This is a genomic window from Mucilaginibacter ximonensis, assembly GCF_042686265.1.
GTDB classification, from domain to species: Bacteria; Bacteroidota; Bacteroidia; order Sphingobacteriales; family Sphingobacteriaceae; genus Mucilaginibacter; species Mucilaginibacter ximonensis.
In genome coordinates this window covers 525,601-545,190 of sequence record NZ_JBHUPD010000001.1, presented here as the reverse complement: position 1 = coordinate 545,190, position 19,590 = coordinate 525,601, and the positions used below count along the sequence as shown (strand labels likewise).

Here is a 19,590-nt window from a genome sequence, read left to right as displayed (position 1 = left end):
TGGGTTAAGTAGATTAGTAATTTTATATTTAAAAAGTTATTAAATCCCCTGTTAGCTATTCATATTAAATGAGAAAATATATACTTATTTGCTGCTTTTTTCTTGCTACGATAAAAGCTTCGGGGCAGCAATTTGCGCTATATAACACAGGTACTTTGTATGATTCGTTTGAGAATCCATCACAAAGGGCCTTTATACCTGACACCACCAAACAATTTGCTTTCAATTTTTTAATCCCTAATCTTGACGCCAACTTTTTATTCTCGGGCCACGGGCAACGGGCTTTAATAACCCGGGCATTTCACTCCTATTACAATACTGCCAATCTGGTAACCGGGGCCGGCAATTACAATCATCTAAAAGCAAATGCAAATGATTACGTATTCATGCTTAAGGCATTCACCAGCGAAAACGGCGATCAGGAAATGGGTATTGCACTCAATACACGTTTTGAAGGGCGAGGCATAGCTACAGATGAATCAATTTCGTTTTTTAATGGCTTTACTAAATTTCCGCAAAATTTTTACGCTAACGTTTTTAACGACAATTACCAGCTACAGGCGTATCACCAATTAAGTTTTACCTACAGAGAGCAAATTGACAGGCGCCTTTCCATAGGTTTTAAATTAAGCGCTTTGGCAGGTATTTACTATAACCAATTAAACATCACGCAGTCGAGCGTAACATTTAATAGAGCCGCCCAGCAAGCCAGGTTAAGTTTAGGTGGAACCTACAGGTCAAGCAGCCAAAAAAATGAGTCGAATTTTGAAAAAGCTTTTCCATTTCTTATCAATCCGGGTGCGGCTTTCAGCTTTGGCGTAACTTATTTTGACGAAAATGGGTTTAAATGGCAAGGGAACATCAAAAATGTTGGATTTATTAGCTGGAGCTCAAAATCATACACTAACACTTTCGTCGGCTCAAGCTTAATTTCGGGCTTTTCATCGCCTGACCGTGAAACAGCCATTGAACATGGCGTTGATAGTGTTAGCCAGGGCGGCCAGCGCAAACATAGCTTTATTACGCCAACCAATGGCTTGCTGGAGTTAAGTGTTAACAGAACTTATTGGTTGAGTGAAGACGGCAACGTGAAATTCTCGCCTACCCTGATTGCTTCGAAGGAACTTGCTTACAACGGCTTTACTGCTGCATTGGATGCCCCGGTACAATTTGGAAAACACAGCATAGCGCTAACATCAAGCTACGATGAGTTGAAATTATTTAACATTGGCCTTCAATACATGAAAAAGAGCGACAATGCCGAGTTTTTTATTGGCAGCGAACGATTGTTAGCAACCGGAAGCCTGTTAAGCGAAGCTATTAAAAGCGGACAAGGCGCACAAACTCAAAATACAACGCCGCTTAAAGCATTTACCGGGATGGACTTTTATATTGGTGCGTCATTTAAATTCGGACGGTTGATTGAACGCCGCATGAATTCGAGCGGCATTGGCCCTGAGGGCGACGGCGGCTTTTTCAGTAAAATCTGGCACGGGATATTTGGCAAGCAAGACCCTAACTACTAATTCTTTTTCTGCGTAACCAGGAAGTCTTTCAGGTAGAAAGGCTCAAAATAAGCTACATCTTCAAACTGTCCTTTTGCATATTTTTGGGCAGCTTTTAGGGTAAGGTGCGACGCAGAATTAATAAATTCTACATCAAAGAGCGCATTGGCGTTATTGCTTAATACTGACTGGCATTTAGCAGCTCCGTCACCAAAAAACAAAATCTTATGAGCGCTTAGTTGATCTGCAAAACTTTGTTCGTCTATAATTTCGGCCGATGTTTGTTTAACTACATTTCCACGGGCGTCGAACAAAGCTGTATAAACTTCCATTCTGCGTGCATCAATCATAGGACATAATAGTGTATGTGCGTCTATGTTATTTTGAGCGATGATGCCTTGCGCCATTGATTCCAGTGTCTCGACAGCTATTAAAGGTTTATCCAAAGCAAAACACAAACCCTTTGCGGTTGATACACCGATGCGCAAGCCAGTGTATGAGCCCGGTCCGCTGCTTACAGCTACAGCATCTATATCGCTATACTTCAATCCCGCACCAGCAATTAATTCTTCGATATAAAGAGTGATCACTTCGGCGTGTATATTGCGTTCGTTAAGCTCTTTCACTGTGGTGGTTTCCCCGTCTTTAGCTAAAGCGACAGAACAAACGGTAGTTGCAGTTTCTATTTGAAGTATAATACTCATTTCAGTTATACAATTATTAATTAAGGTACCGGATCATGCCCGTGGCCGCCCCATGGATGGCAGCTGGCGATGCGCTTCAAAGTTAACCATCCGCCTTTAAAAGCGCCATGTTTTTTGATAGCTTCTACGCCATATTGTGAACAGGTTGGCGTATATCTGCATGAAGCGCCGGTTAAAGGCGAGATAAAATACTGGTAAATGCGTATCAGCAATAAAAAAAAAGCACCTATAAGCGCTTTGAATATGCGTATAAGTGCGTTCATTTTAACACCTCGGTATTGAGCTGGGTTAGCAGCTTGAGCATTTTCTTTTCGATGAGGCTGTAGTCGCCCACCTCTTTGCCTATGTAACCTATGGATAATACGATCTGCTTATCGGCCCCCAGCAGCGAATCATAAAGCAACGTTTGCTTGTTTAAGCGATAAGCTTCGCGCATGCGCCGTTTGATAACATTACGAACAACGGCCCGTTTAAAGCGCTTCTTAGATACCGAGAAAACTATTTGGGCAGGAAATTTTTGTGGTTGATTAACAACCAGCCAGGAGGCCTTAAAGGGGTAACATAAAAAAGAAGAACCGCTGCGAAAAAGCTCATCAATGAGCTTTTTATTACACAACCGTTCTTCTTTTGTAAAGGTGTACATAGTTACTTAATGCTGAACCCAAAGTTAAACAGGTTCAAACCCTCTCAAAATTACGAAGAGAGTAAGTAACCTTTATTATGCTTTATGGCGACCTTCGCTTGATACTGTCAATCTTTTTCTGCCTTTAGCTCTTCTTGCAGCTAATACTCTTCTACCGTTAGCAGATGACATGCGCTCACGGAAACCGTGTTTATTTCTTCTTTTTCTTTGAGAAGGCTGGAACGTTCTTTTCATGATTCTTTATGCTATATTGTTTTTAAAAAACAAGAGCGCAAATGTAGTCTATTTTTTCAACTTATCAAATACATTTATACACATATTTGTTTACTATTTTTTGCAAGCGTATTTTGTTCACAAACACATCTGCATCATGAAAATAACCGCATTGCTCCTCTTATTCGCTTTTCCTTTTTTGGCATTAGCGCAAGACACTCAAAATCAAAACTATAAATTATATAACGTCGCGAAACAAAAACTTGTAAGCGCCGATGACATTGTGGCTGATATGATTAATGCCGATGTTTTGTTTTTTGGCGAAAGCCATACCGACTCCGTTGGACATTTGCTGGAAGCTACTCTGTGGCAAAAACTGGCGGCAAAATATCCGGGCAAAACCGCGTTATCTATGGAAATGTTTGAAACCGATTGTCAATATATATTAGACGAACATCTGCAAGGTTACATTCGCGAAAAAGATATGATCAAAGACGCCCGGGCATGGCCTAACTATAAAGATTATAGCCAGATGGTTGAATTTGCCAAGGCGGGCAGGCTACCGGTTATTGCTGCTAACGCACCATCGCGTTATGTACATATGGTTACTGATAAAGGCCTGACCACTTTACAGCAACTAGGCAAAAATAGTCTCCAATATCTTCCGCCTTTACCTATTGACACGGCTACGGGCGCTTATTACGAAAAATTCGCTGCCATTATGGGCGGGCACAAAGCTATGCAGGGAATGAACATCTACCAGTCGCAAAACTTATGGGACGCTACAATGGCATGGTCAATAGCCAGCTATTTTAAGAAAAATCGCGGTAGTAAAATATTTCAGGTAAACGGCAGCTTTCATAGCGAGGAAAAGTTAGGCACCGTTGCTCAGCTAATAAAATACGCGCCGAAAATATGCGTACTTAATATCGCTAATCTGGATGACGAAGAAAACTTTGATCATCCAGATTGGAAAAAATATCAAAAGTTGGGCGACTATTTACTAGTCACCCGAACGAAAAAACAATAAGCGTTTTATTTTTTAGCCAGCAGATCACGAATCTCTGTAAGCAATTGCTCTTCTTTTGATGGTACCGGGTCTGGCGCCGGCGCTGCTTCTTCTTTCTTTTTGGTGGCGTTGATACCTTTAATTATCATAAATAATGCCATTGCAACAATAAAAAATGAAATCACCTGTGATAAAAAGTCGCCATACTTGATAGCAGTGCCCGGTATGGTAAGCTCCTGGAGGTTAGTCAAATGCGCCGCTTTCAACGCAGGAGTGAGTATTGCCGGTGTTATGATATCATCGACAAGCGCAGTTACTATTTTGTTAAAGGCTGCGCCAATTACTACCGCAACTGCCAAATCAATTACATTACCTTTTAATGCAAACTCTTTAAATTCTTTTACAATAGCCATAGGATCAAAAATTAGATAACTAAAGTTATCACAAAATTATCGGTACACACAAACAAATGTTCATTTTGAGCATTTACAGTTTAAACACAATCGTAACAATCAAGTTTTAAAGTTCGAGGCAATGATGTAGATTTGCCATGTCTTATTTATGCTTAAACAAAATCTCCAACAGAAACTATTACAGAAGCTATCGCCGCAGCAGATACAGTTTATAAAGCTGCTGCAGGTGCCTACTGTATCGTTAGATACCCGTATTAAAGAAGAGTTGGAAGAAAATCCGGCGCTTGAAGATTTGAGTTTAACTAATCTGAATGAGCCGGAAGAACAATATCCCGATCGCGACCCCGATGAGGACAACTTCAATAATGAAGAAGAACGCGGCGAGATGGACGAGTTCAATATCGACGATTATCTTCAGGAAGATAATGTGAATGAATATGGCTCGCGCTATGACCAAAATGGCGATGACGAGGACGATCGTAAAGAAATACCTTTTGCCGTGCAAAGTTCATTTTTTGAAATGCTGCAGTCGCAACTGGATATGATCCCCATGTCTGATAAAGACTTTAAGATAGCTAATCAGATCATCGGCAGTTTAGATGATGACGGTTACCTGCGTCGCCCGATAACTTCACTCACCGACGATCTTGCATTTTCACAAAATGTTATGGCCGAGGACGAGGAGGTTGAGGAAATGCTGAAACTGATCCAGACTTTTGACCCGCCGGGTATTGGAGCGCGCAGCTTGCAGGAATGTTTGCTGATACAATTGCGCCGCAAAGACTCCAACGACCCGATTGTTACCAAGGCTATTTTGGTGGTTGAAAATTATCTGGATGAATTTACCCGCAAGCATTACGACAAATTAGAGAAGGCATTGAACATGAGCTCGACCGACTTGCGCGGCGTGATCAATGAGATACTGAAACTTAACCCCAAACCGGGCGACTCAAATGAGGTTAACACCAAACAGATGCAGGTTATTCCTGATTTCCATATCAAGAACAGCGATGGGGTTTTGATATTAACGTTGAATGCTAAAAATGCGCCTGAGCTTCGTGTAAGCCGATCGTACCAGGAAATGTTCCAGCATTACGATAAGGCTTCACAGAAAGATAAAAAATTAAAAGAAGCAGTCCAATTTGTAAAGCAAAAGCTTGATTCGGCAAAATGGTTTATTGATGCTATCAAACAGCGCCAGCAAACCTTGCTGAAAACTATGAATGCCATAATGCACTATCAATACGATTTCTTTTTAACGGGCGATGACAAGAATCTGAAGCCGATGATATTGAAAGATATTGCTGATAAGATTGGTATGGATATTTCTACCGTATCGCGCGTAGCGAACTCAAAATACGTGCAGACCGAGCATGGAACCTATCTGTTAAAGTCGTTTTTCTCTGAAGCTATCCAAACAGAAAGCGGCGAGGAAGTATCAAACAAAGAAGTTAAGAAGATACTGGAAGAACATATTGGCAAAGAAGACAAGCGCCATCCACTGGCTGACGAAAAACTAACCGAAATACTTAAAGACGCCGGCTACAATATAGCACGCCGTACCGTAGCCAAATATCGCGAACAGATGAATATTCCTGTAGCTAGATTGAGGAAAGAACTTTAATCCCCGCCCCCTAAGGGGGGAGTTATAAAGAGTTAGTAACAGCTCATTGTTTTTACAATGGGCTGTTTATGTTTTTAGATTAACCCTCCCCTTTCAGGGGCCTCGCGGGTTAAAACCCGTGCTGCGGACAGGTAACCTGATATCTGTTATTCAACAGCAGGCCAATCACAATTTCATGCGTACCGTTACTTACCGTATTTAATGAGGATGTAGTAATGTCATATGAGTAACCCACATTAATAAACGAGCTTAGATTAAAGCCTGCAAGAACGCCGAACGAGTCATTATGACGGTATGAACCACCGAGCCAGAACTTGTCTTGAAAAGACGCTTTCAGGTTCAAATCGTAAGTTAATGGTACCGGTTTAATCTCTTTTACCAAAACCGATGGTAATAAAGTGATATCATCAGACACATATAGCTTTGTGCCGGCAGTTAGAAATACGTGCGGAACGGTTTGGCTTACATCAATAGCTGTGGTTGAAGTGCTGAAATATAAGTTTTGTTTTAAAAGTTGCTGCACCGATATACCCGCATAAAAATCGGCCGAATATAACCAGGCACCTACGCCCAGGTCTGGCTTCCACTGGCTGTTATTACCATTAGCTATCGCCGGATCGAGCGGCGTAGCCAGCGTAATTTCGGATGTATTTAAGCTAATGTGATTGATACCGGCCGAAACCCCCACCGACATATTTAAACGGGGCGCCAAACCTAAATGGTAAGCATAAGCCGCGGCAAAATTGGTTTGCGTAATAGGCCCGGCTTTATCGTTCACTAAGGTAAAACCAATGCCATGATGAGGAGCCGATGCCTGATAATTTTGTGTGTATAGACGACTAGATGGGTTAACATCGCCCCCACCCGGAAAAGCAGTAGCGTCGCCTTGAGTAAAATCAGTACCAATAGGTGCGTTTACCGACAAAAAGCTTGTTACCGGCGCGCCGTTCAGGCCAGTCCACTGACTGCGATAGCCTAATTTGGCGTCAGTATAATTCTCAATACCGGCAACGGCCGGGTTAAGCAAAAAGTTGTTAAAAACATATTGTGTATATTGAGGCAACTGTTGTGCAGAAGCCATTTTTATAACCACTACTAAAAACACCAATAACAGTATACTTCTTTTCATAGAAAATTAATCGCCCCAATTAATACCCCACTCACATTAAACTCAGGTAAATTAGCAGATGCAACCTAATAAACTGGCTTATAAATGGTTTATTTTATAAATATAAATTTAATTTACCGAATATAATCTTTCTGCTTTAATCTACCTAAATACGCCGATAAATAAAATCCTCCTGCTATGTATTATCTTACAATATTAACCGGGCCTGTCAGGGCTTTAGCGCCGGGTTTTAATTTGATGATATAATAATATGTTCCAACGGGTAGCTGCCGGCCGTTAAACGTACCGTCCCAGGGTTTGGGGTAGCCATTAGCGTAAAAAACCTTTTCGCCGTAACGGTTTAATACTTCAACGGTGCACTGGCTATATAAATTCAGATTTTTGATATCCCAGGTATCATTTATCCCGTCGCCATTGGGCGTAAAAGTATTGATTATACTGATGTCGCCCGTTACTATCTCCAGAGTTCCGGCAGTATAGGTAATAACATAATTTAAAGCTGCGGCTCCGCTTACAGTTATCGGGTATTTACCCACTGGTGATAAGGTTGTTACGCTAGTTTTAACAATGGGCTGAACAGTTAACTGCGACTGATTTTCGCCGTTTACAAAGCCGGTGTAAGTTAAGGTAAACACAGGTAACGGATCTCCATAAAACTTCCTGGCATTATCGGCTGCGATATTTAGCTGAGCAGGCAAAACTGTGCCATCTACAAACACATTTACACTTACGGCGCCGGTACTGCTTAACACCACATAGCCATGATAAGTGTTAACGGGGGCCGTGGCTTTAAGTCGTATATAAACTTCGGTAGCTGCAATATCACCTGCCGCTCCTACAGACACCGCATTTTTAAAACTGATGTCGTCTGTACTTACTTCAAAACCGTCGGGAGCGGTTACTGTAAGCGGCCCTTTAAGGTTAGTACCGCTAACTTCAATAACACTCGAAGATATTGAAGTTCCATAATGAATCGGCGGTATAGATACGCTGCCCGGATCGTCAATAGTAGGCGACGGATTTACGGTTATGCTATAAACTACAGGTACAGCACTACAACCTATGCCCGCCGACACGAAATCCCCCATTGATATAGCCCCGCTATGGCCTGTTGGTATTGGAGCACCAAGTTGATCAGTATTGACATCTATAACCTCTAGTTCATCGGGATCCTGCCCCACTACAAACACCTGCCTACCGTTAGGGCTTACGCATATCCCCTGGGGTAACGACGGGATGTCGATTTGTTTTATCACTGAACCAGTGGCCGTATTAATAATGGTTACGGTATTTGACGCAGACCTGTTAGTTACATACAATTTATCGCCAACCGGTGTGATAGCCATAGCATACGGCGCCAGGCCAACGGTTATATTTTTACTATCGCCCGTAGTAACATTGATCACGCTGATGTAATTGGATGTATTGTTAGTGACATACACATAGTTGCCATCGGGGCTAACGCACAAGGACGTGGGATAGGCTGATTGGGTCTGGATTTTTTTTATTATCTGATTAGTTGTCGCATCGATAACATAAAGTTGCTGTGTCGAGCTACCTACGTAAAGGCGGCTCCCGTCTGCACTAATAGCAATACCGACAGCACCTGATATGTTGGTGATATCCGGTATGGTGGTTTTATTAGGCGTGATATCCAGTACAGAGATAGAACCCGTGCCTTCATTAACCACATACGCGCGGGTACCACTTGAATTTAAAACTATATTAGTAGGATTTCCTCCGGCCGCATAAGTGTCGACCACCGTATTACTTATAGCATCAATTACAGATACAACCCCGGTTGAAGGAGCCCCTCCCGGCAATGTTTTTGAATCGACCACATAGATTCTCCGCCCGTCAGGACCAACAGCTACACCAAAAGGCTTCTTGTCAACCGGAATTGTAGCTACGATAGCACGTGTCGCAGTATTAATAACAGAAACTATATTGGACGATGCACTGGAACTGGTTATATAAGCTAATCCGTCAGAGACAGGCATCACACTGATGTGCGCCGTAACAGGTTTGGTTCCCTTATTAACTGCAATAAACGGCTGTATATCGCTTGTACCGCTGGCAGGTAAACCTATTTGCTGATTATCAATAACTTTCCATTGGTAAGCGCAACCACCGCCTGGTAAGGGCATCGGTTGTGTGGTTTGACCGTTATCTACGATTTGAGTGTTTAAATTTTGAGCTTGTAAGGCACTTGCAAGCAGTAAAAAAAACGCAGCTATAAATGCCCTAATATTTAAGGCTGAAATAAATTGCTCGATTTTGCCGACAAGATTCAAACAGTGTAAAATTGGTTCATAAAGTTACTATTGTCTGAGCAGTTTAAATCACTTGTTGTTGATTTATCTGATGATAGTCAGAAATCCGCTGGTAGGTTTACGGCCGCTGTTAGGGCTTATGATGTAATAGTAAGTACCTACGGGCAAATCCGTTCCGTTTTGTCTGCCATCCCAGGGAATGCCGTAGCCATTCGAATAAAATACGCGGCCTCCATATCTGTTAAATATCTCTACGGTGGCATTGGGGTAGTCATTTAGATATTTGATAACCCAGGTATCATTTATACCGTCGCCGTTTGGCGTAAATGTATTGGGTATTACGGGTATCTTTAAAACCTTAACAAAAGTTTGCGCGGTAACCGCACAGCCTTTATCAGAGGTGACTGTTAATGTATAAGTGATATCATTTGATAATGTAGCCACCGGTGCAGACACATTATCGGCGCTTAATCCGGTGGACGGCGTCCACTTGTAGGTAAGATTGCCACCGCCCGTTATGCTTGCTGAAGCCCTTAAAGTAACCTGATTACCTTCAAGCACATTAAAGCGTTGCGGCAATGAAACATCTGCCTGCGGGTTTACATTAAGCACAAAACTAGCTGCGTAGGTACACCCGGTGGATGCTGCTGTAAACAGGTAATTGATGGTATGCGAACCTACTCCGGCCTGCTTCGGATCGATTAACCCTGATGCTGAAATACCCTGCCCGCTAAATTTACCTAACCCTGCGTAAACACCTTTATCTTCAACCACCTGCAACGGCGCATCGCCCTGGCACATGATTACAACATCGGCTTGCACACTTGTGGTGTTAATGTTTTTGCCATTGGCAGATAAAGCAATTACAGGGTTAGCATTTATATTAATGGTTTGTACCACCGAGTCTTTACAGGTTTGCCCGGAGTAAACAACCATTTTTACTACATAAGACTGCTGCGCCGGTGTATTAAACAAAGGATAATGATGCGTATATTTTTTATTAGCATGTAAGGTACTGTCAGCATAAGTTTCATAAACATTAGCTGCTGAACCTTCGTGATAATCAAAGCACCAAACAATTTTGGTAACATAATAGGCATCGACAGATGAAAGGTCGTCAAAAACAATATCATCACTGCTGCAGCTGTTTTCGACAGCGAACTTGGCCGTTGGATGAGAACCATTTACAGTAAACGTTTTTTGTGCAGTTGACGAACAGCCGTACTTTGAAGTAACCGTCAATTTTACCGTATATGGTCCAACAGCGGTATATATGTGTTGCGGGTTTTTTAATGTCGACTGGTTATTGGCAGGCGTTGAATTTGGATCGCCAAAATCCCACAGATAAGTAAATTCGCTTTCGGTGTGGTCGGCAATTGAACTATTGTTAATATAATTGGTAATTACATCGCCCAGGCAAACATCGGGCACCACAAAATCAACCACGGGTAAAGGATGAATGGTGATCACGTTGGTCAATGTATCGCTTGTACATCCATCGGCAGTAGTAACCGCAAGTTTAACGGTATAGTCTCCTGTAGTTGTATAAGTGTGTATCTGCTTTTGCCCGTTAGCAGCGTTTATTACAGTGCCGTCGCCAAAATTCCAGGCCCACTTTACAATAGTACCTTCAGGAGCTGAAGACGTATTGGTAAAAGTTATTGTTTGCCCGGCACAATCAGGTGACGACGAATTAAACCCGGCAATTGGCCTGGCAATTATATGCACAGTTTTAGGTGCCGACACCGTGCTGCAGCCGTTATTATCCGTTTCGGTTAAACGTACATCGTAATTTCCCGGCGCAGCATATTTATGCAGTGGATTTTGCAAGCTGGATGTAGTGTTATCCCCAAAATCCCAAAGCCAGCTTTTTATGGTTTCGCCGCTTGCCGGAACAGTATTGTCTTTAAAAGCAGTCGAGTCGCCATAACAATCGGTAGCCGGTGCGGTGAAAGCAACCGGTGGCGGGTCAGTTATTGAAAAATCATTTTCAACATCCTGGCTTGATCCGCATACATCGGCCACCGGGTTAAAAACAGTTGCTATAATGGTATGATTGCCGGCCTTTAAGCTAACCGGGGCATTGTACTCGTAGGTGTATAGCGTTTTATCGTCTTTTACCAACGTTGATTTTACCTGCGGATTGTTGTCAGTAAAAACGGCACTATCTATTTTCCATGCTATGTTGGTAGTCTGAAAAGGAATGGTAACCTGAGCCTTGTAGATTGCGTTGCTGCAGCCGCTGGTTTGTATTACCGTGGGAGTATTTGCATTGGTCAGCGTTACATGTTCATTTAAATCGGCTAAATTGGTACCGGCGGCATAACCGTAAGATTCCGTATTACCAAACCCATACACAACGGCATTAAACGGCACCGACGCGTCAAGCGTGTGGGTACCAGAAGTCACAGAAGCGCCGCTGTTACTAATTGCCTGTGGACCTGAGCTTACAGAAATTTGTGCAAAAGAATAAGGGGATGTATTTGATAAAGGAACGAAGCTCGATGCATAATTCACGCCATCTAATTTAAAAGACTGTACAGCTGCGGTGGGTATAACCACGTTGATATAACTATTTATAATTTTGTAGTATCCCGTGGCGTACAGCGTAACGTGGGTAAGCCCCTGTTCTATCGGGCTCAGATAAATCATCTCAGGGTCGCCTATATCGCCGGTGCTTGACGTACAGTCAATACGCTGGGATTGTGTTGGCGAATATTGCACAACCTGTACAGGTTTATCGGCCGAAATGACATTTACCTGTGTAGATTGAAACTGATAGTATAAACCGTTCACTAAGCTGGCAGGGTTAAGCGTTGTACCATTTAAAGTCACGTTGGTATTCGGATCGCTCAATACGATCCGGTACACGTCATAAAACCTTGACCGCAACGGCACTGCTATATAATTTTTACCCCAGGTTGACGTAGGATATACTTGTTGAAAAAGATTATCAGAACTAGGACTCTTGACGTTACTTTGGCAATATATAGCCATACGGGTACTGCCCGAAAAAACAGCAATTTTTTTACAGGTACCGGCGCTATTGCTTATGGATTGAATTTTAGTCCCGGTTAAATCAATCTTTGAAAGCCCCTGGTAAACAACGCCCTTATTTAGCGTGAGGTTAAAACTTGTATTGGCTGAGTGACCATCAAGTAAATCAGCAGTTGGGGTTATAGATACCGTTGTATTGTCCTCGGTAGCAATCACAGCAAATTGCGAATAGGCAGGATTTTTTACAGAATCGGCATTTGAGCGCTGCGTATAGTTAAGCGACATATACTCCTTCCCCATTGCGCTAACCGGCAACAACAAAGTTGCTCCAGATACATTGGCGGCATAAATATGTGCATAAACAGCTATAGGTTTCGCCGACGTGATATGAATGCCACCGGCTGGAAAAGTGCCCGAGCTTTGTAAAAATGCCGAAGCCGGAATAGGGATAAAAGTAACCTGGTTGGCAGTTACTGAAAAATTCTGCAATAAAGAGCCGCCTATTTCAACGCTGCCGGTGGTTGATATATCTGAAGTGATATATAAAATCATTGAAGCGCCCTTGTCAGGATCGTCGACGCCGGCATTATGCGACATAAATGCCGTCCAAAATTCGGTTCCCTTGTTGGTTTGCGCCCTGGCCGTAACACTTATAATGAGTAACAGGGGGATTACTGCTTTATAAAATGTCCTTTTCAACTTAAATTATTTTACACGCTAAACGTTTTCTGAAGCGAATTGGTATTAGTACGAAGTTTTATTAAACCTAGTTGCCAGATTAAGCGCGAGGCTTGCCAAAGGCGTCTAGCTCTGCGTAGGCGGCGTTGAGTTTCCTGGCCAGTTCTTTATTTTCTTTGCGCAGATTGTAAATCTCCAATGCATTTTCGATGTACATTTTCAGTTCGTCATTTTGCCACGGTTTCACCAGATACTTATAAACCTGACCGCGGTTAATAGCGTCCATCACGGCATTTATATCAGAAAAACCTGTTAACAGAATGCGTATCGTATCTGGATAAATTGGCAATATTGATTCCAAAAATTCAATACCGGTCATACCGGGCATGCGCTGGTCTGTAATAATAACACCAATTTCCTGGCTGTCTAATATTTTACGGCCCTCTTTGGCAGAACTTGCAGTAAATATTTCAAAATCACGCCTGAAAGCGGCTTTGAAACTATTCAAATTATTAACTTCGTCGTCAATGTAAAGTACACCTATTGCCATATTTAAGTTTATCGATTAGTTTAGCTATTATAATTTAGTTTAACAATTTTTTGAAATGGTAAATTTCAACGCAAATTTTTGCTACAAGCGGCTGTTATTGTAAAAATGAAAAAAAAATTATTAATCTTATGTTGCCTGATACTAAATCTTGGTGCATTTGCGCAAAAAACTGACACATTAGTCATACACGACGACGAAAGTCGCTATTTAACTAACCGATATTTTTTGGAATTAGAAGATCCTCAAAATAAGATATTAGCCAGAGATGTCATAAACAACCACAATTTTCATAAATTAAATGAACGTTTTCCGCGTCTGAGTTATAATAAACCTATTACATGGCTCAAGTTTACCATAAAAAACGGCAGCCGGCAGTCAGACGTACCTATTACCATCAGCAGAAGCGTTATTGATGAGTTTGACATTTACTTTGTGGAAACTACGGTAGACAGCAATAGAGTAACACATAGCCGGCTAAGGCACCTTTCGGCAAAGGATCCCGAAAACAGTTCAAACATGCTAACTCAAAGCGTTACTTTGGTTGATGCTCCGCTGGAACCTGACTCATCTATAACGCTGTTTGCACGTGTAAAAAGTGTTGCAACTACGGTTATCCCTATCCAGATAAGCAGCTCCGATTTGTTTATTACGCGACGTGGTATTGAAAATTTAATTAACGGGGCTATAATGGGAATGTTTGCCATTATGGCCCTTTATAACCTGATGCTATTTATTATTGTTGGCGATAAAAACTATCTGTACTACAGCTTTTACATTATGTTTTTGGCGCTGACTCAAGGCATACAACTAGGATTCGGCAATAATTTATTTTCTGATAATCTTAAACTACTTAATAATTACATCACTCCATTAACAAGGATTTGTTTTGGATATACTTTGCTGTGGTTTGCCGGTAATTTTTTACGATTTAAGCAAAATATCACAAAGCCTTTATATAATGTTTATCAACTTCTGTACGTCATTTATGCGCTACCACTATTAGCCATCTTATACGGCTATTCAGACTTGGGTTACAGCCTGATTACTTTTGCAATTTTTTTCACCTGCCTTATACTTATTTTGCTGGTTAGTATATTATATGCCAAAGGTTTTAACCCGGCAAAGTTTTTTATTATGGGTTGGGGATTTTTCCTTATAGCGATAATGATATCCATATGTAAAAATTATGGCGTTGTACCTTACAATTATTTTACCGCAAACATTGTAGTTTACAGCGCTATTACTGAGCTGATATTATTCTCGGTTGCTTTGGCCGATCAGATCAACTTTTATCGCCGGCAAAATACCGAGTCGCAATTGGCGGCTCTGGCTATTGCTAAGGAGAATGAACGCTTGATCACTGAGCAAAACATTGTACTTGAAAATAAAGTAAAAGACCGCACTCAGGAACTTATTGAAACTAATGAAAATTTATCTGTTACAATTGACAACCTGAAATCGGCCCAGATACAATTGGTTGAGACAGAGAAAATGGCATCGCTGGGTTTGCTCACTGCCGGCGTTGCGCATGAGATTAATAATCCTATAAACTTTGTGGGGGCTAATGTCAGTCCGTTGCGGCTTGATTTGGACGAGTTAATGGAGCTATTAGAAAAATTTGAAGCGGCCGCTAATAATCCGGATAAACCTGAACTTTTAGACGCGGCCAATAAATTCAAGCAAAAAGTAGATGCCGATTTCTTGAAGGATGAAATTAAATCGCTTTTAAACGGCATTGAAGATGGCGCAAGCCGAACAGCGGAAATTGTACAAAGCCTGCGCACCTTTAGCCGTATTGATGAACAAGGCCTTACTCCTACAAATATTAATACCGCGATATTAAATACATTGGTGATACTTAGAAGTGCAATTCCGTACTTTATAGAGATTAAACCTATACTGAATAATCTGCAACCGCTGAACTGCTATCCGGGTAAAATAAACCAGGCCCTGCTCAACTTAATTAATAACGCTATACAAGCTATTGAAGCCAAAAAAAAATATCACAACGAAAGCATCACGATCTATACGCATGACTTCCCCGATCATATCACTATCGAGATTATGGATACAGGCATTGGAATGAGTAACGAGGTAAGGCAACGTATATTTGAACCATTTTTCACTACCAAAAACGTAGGTGAAGGTACCGGACTCGGATTGTCTATTGTATTTGGCATTATAGAGAAACACAATGGCACCATTCAGGTACAATCATCGCCAAATATTGGTTCTAAATTTACAGTAACCTTACCTAAAAACCTTACTAACCCAGTCGGCGATATAACCTGACCTTAGCTTACGCGCTTACCTTTTAATAACATATCCATTGCGTCGTTCAATGAACCGGCGCGTGTTACTTCGCCTGAATTAACAAAGTAAATTTCATCGGCATTTTCTATGGTGTTTAGTCGGTGTGCTATTATTACACGTGTGGTAGTCTTTGGTAATTTATTCAGAATGTCGCCTAATAATTTTTCAGTTATAGTGTCAATATTCGCTGTAGCCTCATCCAAAATCAATAGCTCGGGGTTGCGCAGTACGGCCCGCATAAAAGCTATTAACTGTTTCTGACCTAAACTAATACTATCACCACCGGTTGTAATTGGGGTATCCAGACCGTTTTCAAATATGGCTAGCAAGGTACTTAAGTTGGCATCATGAATTACCTGTTGTAGTTGCTCATTGGTGTAATGCTGATAAGTGTCATTACCGTACAAAATATTTTCACGTACAGAGCCGGTAAATAAAAAAGGCTCTTGTAAAATAAAACCAATTTTTTTAGACCGTTCATGGGCATCATAACTTCTGATATCCTTACCATTAAGTAATACCTCACCTTTGTTAGGGTCGTACAGTCGGGCAATAAGCGAAGCTGTGGTAGTTTTACCGCCACCTGTAGGCCCAACCAAAGCGTAAGTTTTACCACGCTCCATTTTAAAGCTTACGTTGTGTAATATCTCGTGTTCCGCTGCATAACCAAAATGGACGTTTTTAAATTCCATCAACAATTCGTCATCGCCGGCATGATCGTCTACTATGTTAACAAGGTTACTATCCAAACCCAATATCTGCGATATCCGGTCCCAGGCTGCCATAGCAGTCTGAAAGTTGGCCCACAACGCCGCCAGTTGACGCAACGGGTTATAAAATAACGTTACATAGGTAAGATAAGCAATCAATAAGCCGACAGAAAAATTGTTACCGATCAGATAAACTCCATAAACCAGCACAATTAATTGCGCTAAACTTGCACCCAAACTATAAACCGGTAAAAATATATTATTGGCTATGCCTGCGCGAACAGATGTTTTGTAATTGTCCTGATTAGCAATATCAAAGCGTTTTCTGAAATAGTCGCGGCGGTTAAAAGCAATAATAACCTTAAAGTTATTCAGACTTTCCTGTATTTCGGCGCTCATGCCGCCAGTGCTTTTTAAGCTCGTGGCATTGGTACGTTTTACCCAGGGCGATACAGTTATCGTAAAAATTGCAATTAAAACCATAGGCCCCATTGCTGCCAGGCCCAATTGCGGGTGTATGAGCAGCAAGAAAATACCGGCTCCCGTCATGGTGGCAATACTGCCTATAAACTGTACCAGAGACTGCGAGAAAAATTGGTTAAGCTTATCGGTATCGTTGTTGACACGCGATATCAAATCACCGGCTTTATTCTGGTTAAAAAAATCAACCGGTAATAATTGCAGCTTATTAAAAATAGCATTGCGCAACGTAAATAACATACGTTGGCCTACACCACCCATCATTTTGGTTTGCAGGTAGCTTGTAGCCAGGCCAACAGTATACATGCAAAACAACACGCCTGTCCAATAAAGCACACCCTGGTATTGTTTAGGCACCACGTAGTGGTCTATAGTACGACCGATTATAAGCGGCCCCAATAAGTTTAAGCTCGAGTTAATAAGAATAATAACGGTGGCCAGCATAAGTGTTGGGCGCTCATGCTTAATAAGCTGCAGCAACTTTTTCAACGCAGCCAGGTTTGAGCTCTTTTCGGCTTGTTCAGATAGTTTGTTCAAATTATAATTCATAGTTGCTGGTGCTTTGTTGTGAATTAAAAATCTGTACATACTCGGGGCTTGTTTCCATTAATTGCCTGTGCGATCCATTAGCAATAATCTCTCCCTGCATAAGCAGTACAACCTGGTCATAATGCTCAATAGCCGCTATTTTTTGTGTTACCGATAGTAACGTCAAATCAGGATAATTGCGTTGCACGTTGGCTAGTATCTTTTTCTCAGTACCCGCATCCACCCGTGCTGTAAAATCATCTAACAATAAAACGCTTGGATTAAGCGCCAACGCACGGGCCAGCATGATACGCTGCTTTTGTCCGCCCGATAAGCTGGAACCACGTTCAGATACCACAGTACTCAAGCCTTCAGGCAAACCATCGATAAAACTTTTCAGCTCTGCTGTCTCGATAGCTTTAGCAAGCGACTCATCAGTTACGGTATCGCTAAATGCAATGTTTTCGCGGATGCTCATATTGAAAATGATGCTATCCTGAAATACAAACCCAACCTGGCTATGAAAAGCTTCGCTATTGTAGCTATTAATTGGTTTTCCGTCAAATTCAATATCGCCGCTGGTAGCGTTAATCAAACCTGTTAAAAGGTAAAGTAATTGGGTTTTACCCGCAGCCGTAGGGCCAATAATTGCTATTTTTGCGCCGGCTTTAACAGCTAACGACACGTCTTTTAATACCGGTTTCTGACCATATTGTAAATTGACGTGTTTAATATCGATATCACCTTTTATGCGGTCAGTTATTGTGCCTTCGTCTTGCATATCAGGCGCTTCAATAATGTTAACTATACGGCTGTAAGAAGCTGTAGCCTGCGCCACGATATTACTCATGAAGCCGAGGATAAGTATTGGAAAGATCAGCATCATGAGGTAACTATTAAATGCTGAAAAATCGCCTAAAGTCATGGTACCGGTAATTACATAATGCCCACCCAAAGCTAATATAGCCAGCACAGCCATATTTGAAGTAAAGGTTATTACCGGTATCAGGCTGGCAAACAATTTCAGTATTGACAATCCAAAATCGCGCGCTTTGGTATTGGCTTCCAAAAACTTCATAGTCTCCAGTTGCTGAGAATTTATTACCCGTATCAGCGCAGCACCAAGTATACTTTCATTGATGATTTTATTGAGCCAATCAATAACCTGGCGGCTTTGGACAAAAAGCGCCCGCACCTTCTTCAATACATAAAAGAAAGTACCACCAATTATCGGGATAGTGGCAATAACGCATAGCGCCAGTTTCCAATCAATAGTAATTAATAAAACGCTGGCGCCTATGATAATGAACACCGAAGAGGCCATTGATACAATAGCCTGCGATACAAACATTTTAATCGAGTCGGCATCTGCGGTTAAGTTGGTTAATAATTTTGAAGGATTGGCCTGCTCAACAAAAGCATGGCTTTGCCGCGATATTTTGTCAGCCAGCCGGGTACGCAGATCACGTGCGACTTTTTCAGAGGCGTAGGTCTGAATAATACTTTGCAGATAAGCAAAGACAAAGATCAGGGCCACCGCTCCGCTAAATTGTACTATAATGTGTTTGATATCAAACGTATGGTGCGTGTAAGCATCAATACCATTGGCTATGATTTTAGGCAGCAACAAGTTGATACTATTGCTCAATAAAGCAAATAGCAACAGTAAAGTTATTAAACCACTGTAGGGTTTAAGCAAGTGGCTTATGCCCGGCGCTTTTTTTTGATTTGGTTGAAGTTTTTCTGGCGGCATGTACGTTTCTTTGTCAAATATTGTGCAATTGTTTCACATCTCAATGAGAAAATAGACGATTATGACAA

General features: G+C 41.6%; 15 protein-coding genes. 4 read left to right on the top strand and 11 right to left on the bottom strand.

Annotation, left to right across the window (positions count from 1 at the left end; all coding sequences use genetic code 11):
* The first annotated feature begins 68 nt into the window (after nt 1-68).
* Complete coding sequence (locus ACFS5N_RS02430; RefSeq protein ID WP_377181865.1) at nt 69-1,526, top strand: DUF5723 family protein; 1,458 nt, start codon at nt 69-71, stop codon at nt 1,524-1,526.
* Here the strand turns inward: ACFS5N_RS02430 and tsaB are convergent.
* The 4 genes from tsaB to rpmH all read right to left on the bottom strand — a co-directional run bounded on the left by tsaB (nt 1,523) and on the right by rpmH (nt 3,086).
* Nucleotides 1,523-2,209 (bottom strand): tRNA (adenosine(37)-N6)-threonylcarbamoyltransferase complex dimerization subunit type 1 TsaB, encoded by a 687-nt coding sequence (gene tsaB, locus ACFS5N_RS02425; protein ID WP_377181863.1) that lies wholly within the window; start codon nt 2,207-2,209, stop codon nt 1,523-1,525. The two genes, ACFS5N_RS02430 and tsaB, sit on opposite strands and share 4 nt — an antisense overlap.
* A 20-nt stretch (nt 2,210-2,229) precedes the next feature.
* The gene (gene yidD / locus ACFS5N_RS02420) at nt 2,230-2,472 is read right to left on the bottom strand and encodes a membrane protein insertion efficiency factor YidD (protein WP_377181861.1); all 243 of its coding nucleotides are present in this window, start codon (nt 2,470-2,472) and stop codon (nt 2,230-2,232) included.
* Nucleotides 2,469-2,852 carry a ribonuclease P protein component gene (gene rnpA / locus ACFS5N_RS02415; RefSeq protein ID WP_377181859.1) on the bottom strand — a complete coding sequence of 128 codons (384 nt, stop codon included), beginning with the start codon at nt 2,850-2,852 and terminating at the stop codon, nt 2,469-2,471. Before rnpA ends, yidD begins: the two co-directional genes overlap by 4 nt.
* Nucleotides 2,853-2,927: 75 nt before the next feature.
* A complete protein-coding gene (gene rpmH / locus ACFS5N_RS02410; RefSeq protein WP_377181857.1) occupies nt 2,928-3,086 on the bottom strand; it encodes a 50S ribosomal protein L34 in 159 nt (52 codons plus the stop codon).
* Nucleotides 3,087-3,222: 136 nt separating this feature from the next.
* Here rpmH and ACFS5N_RS02405 point away from each other — a divergent pair, with 136 nt between their 5' ends.
* A complete protein-coding gene (locus ACFS5N_RS02405) occupies nt 3,223-4,095 on the top strand; it encodes a ChaN family lipoprotein (protein WP_377181855.1) in 873 nt (290 codons plus the stop codon).
* A 5-nt stretch (nt 4,096-4,100) separates the two neighbouring features.
* Here ACFS5N_RS02405 and mscL read toward each other — a convergent pair whose 3' ends face one another.
* Nucleotides 4,101-4,487 carry a large-conductance mechanosensitive channel protein MscL gene (gene mscL, locus ACFS5N_RS02400; RefSeq protein ID WP_377181854.1) on the bottom strand — a complete coding sequence of 129 codons (387 nt, stop codon included), beginning with the start codon at nt 4,485-4,487 and terminating at the stop codon, nt 4,101-4,103.
* A 148-nt stretch (nt 4,488-4,635) separates the two neighbouring features.
* Between mscL and rpoN the strand changes: the two genes are divergently transcribed.
* Entirely contained in the window at nt 4,636-6,111 is a 1,476-nt protein-coding gene (rpoN, locus tag ACFS5N_RS02395) for an RNA polymerase factor sigma-54 (protein WP_377181852.1), read from the top strand.
* 109 nt (nt 6,112-6,220) lie between these two features.
* Here the strand turns inward: rpoN and ACFS5N_RS02390 are convergent, their stop codons facing one another.
* From ACFS5N_RS02390 to ACFS5N_RS02375, 4 genes are all read right to left on the bottom strand, one after another.
* Nucleotides 6,221-7,240, bottom strand: coding sequence for a PorP/SprF family type IX secretion system membrane protein (locus ACFS5N_RS02390; protein WP_377181850.1), 1,020 nt, complete (start codon nt 7,238-7,240; stop codon nt 6,221-6,223).
* Between the two features lie 182 nt (nt 7,241-7,422).
* The gene (locus ACFS5N_RS02385; RefSeq protein WP_377181848.1) at nt 7,423-9,387 is read right to left on the bottom strand and encodes a T9SS type B sorting domain-containing protein; all 1,965 of its coding nucleotides are present in this window, start codon (nt 9,385-9,387) and stop codon (nt 7,423-7,425) included.
* 210 nt (nt 9,388-9,597) lie between these two features.
* On the bottom strand, nt 9,598-13,209 hold the full coding sequence (locus ACFS5N_RS02380) for a PKD domain-containing protein (RefSeq protein ID WP_377181846.1): 3,612 nt from the start codon (nt 13,207-13,209) through the stop codon (nt 9,598-9,600).
* Between the two features lie 79 nt (nt 13,210-13,288).
* Nucleotides 13,289-13,738 (bottom strand): response regulator, encoded by a 450-nt coding sequence (locus ACFS5N_RS02375; RefSeq protein ID WP_377181844.1) that lies wholly within the window; start codon nt 13,736-13,738, stop codon nt 13,289-13,291.
* A 105-nt stretch (nt 13,739-13,843) separates the two neighbouring features.
* Here ACFS5N_RS02375 and ACFS5N_RS02370 point away from each other — a divergent pair, with 105 nt between their 5' ends.
* Nucleotides 13,844-16,030 carry a sensor histidine kinase gene (locus ACFS5N_RS02370; RefSeq protein ID WP_377181842.1) on the top strand — a complete coding sequence of 729 codons (2,187 nt, stop codon included), beginning with the start codon at nt 13,844-13,846 and terminating at the stop codon, nt 16,028-16,030.
* Between the two features lie 2 nt (nt 16,031-16,032).
* On the opposite strand, the gene ACFS5N_RS02365 is transcribed toward ACFS5N_RS02370, so the two are convergent.
* Together ACFS5N_RS02365 and ACFS5N_RS02360 are read right to left on the bottom strand one after the other, a co-directional pair.
* Nucleotides 16,033-17,790 carry an ABC transporter ATP-binding protein gene (locus ACFS5N_RS02365; protein ID WP_377181840.1) on the bottom strand — a complete coding sequence of 586 codons (1,758 nt, stop codon included), beginning with the start codon at nt 17,788-17,790 and terminating at the stop codon, nt 16,033-16,035.
* Nucleotides 17,780-19,522, bottom strand: coding sequence for an ABC transporter ATP-binding protein (locus ACFS5N_RS02360; protein WP_377181838.1), 1,743 nt, complete (start codon nt 19,520-19,522; stop codon nt 17,780-17,782). The genes ACFS5N_RS02365 and ACFS5N_RS02360 overlap by 11 nt, the downstream gene beginning before the upstream one ends.
* Nucleotides 19,523-19,590 lie beyond the last annotated feature (68 nt).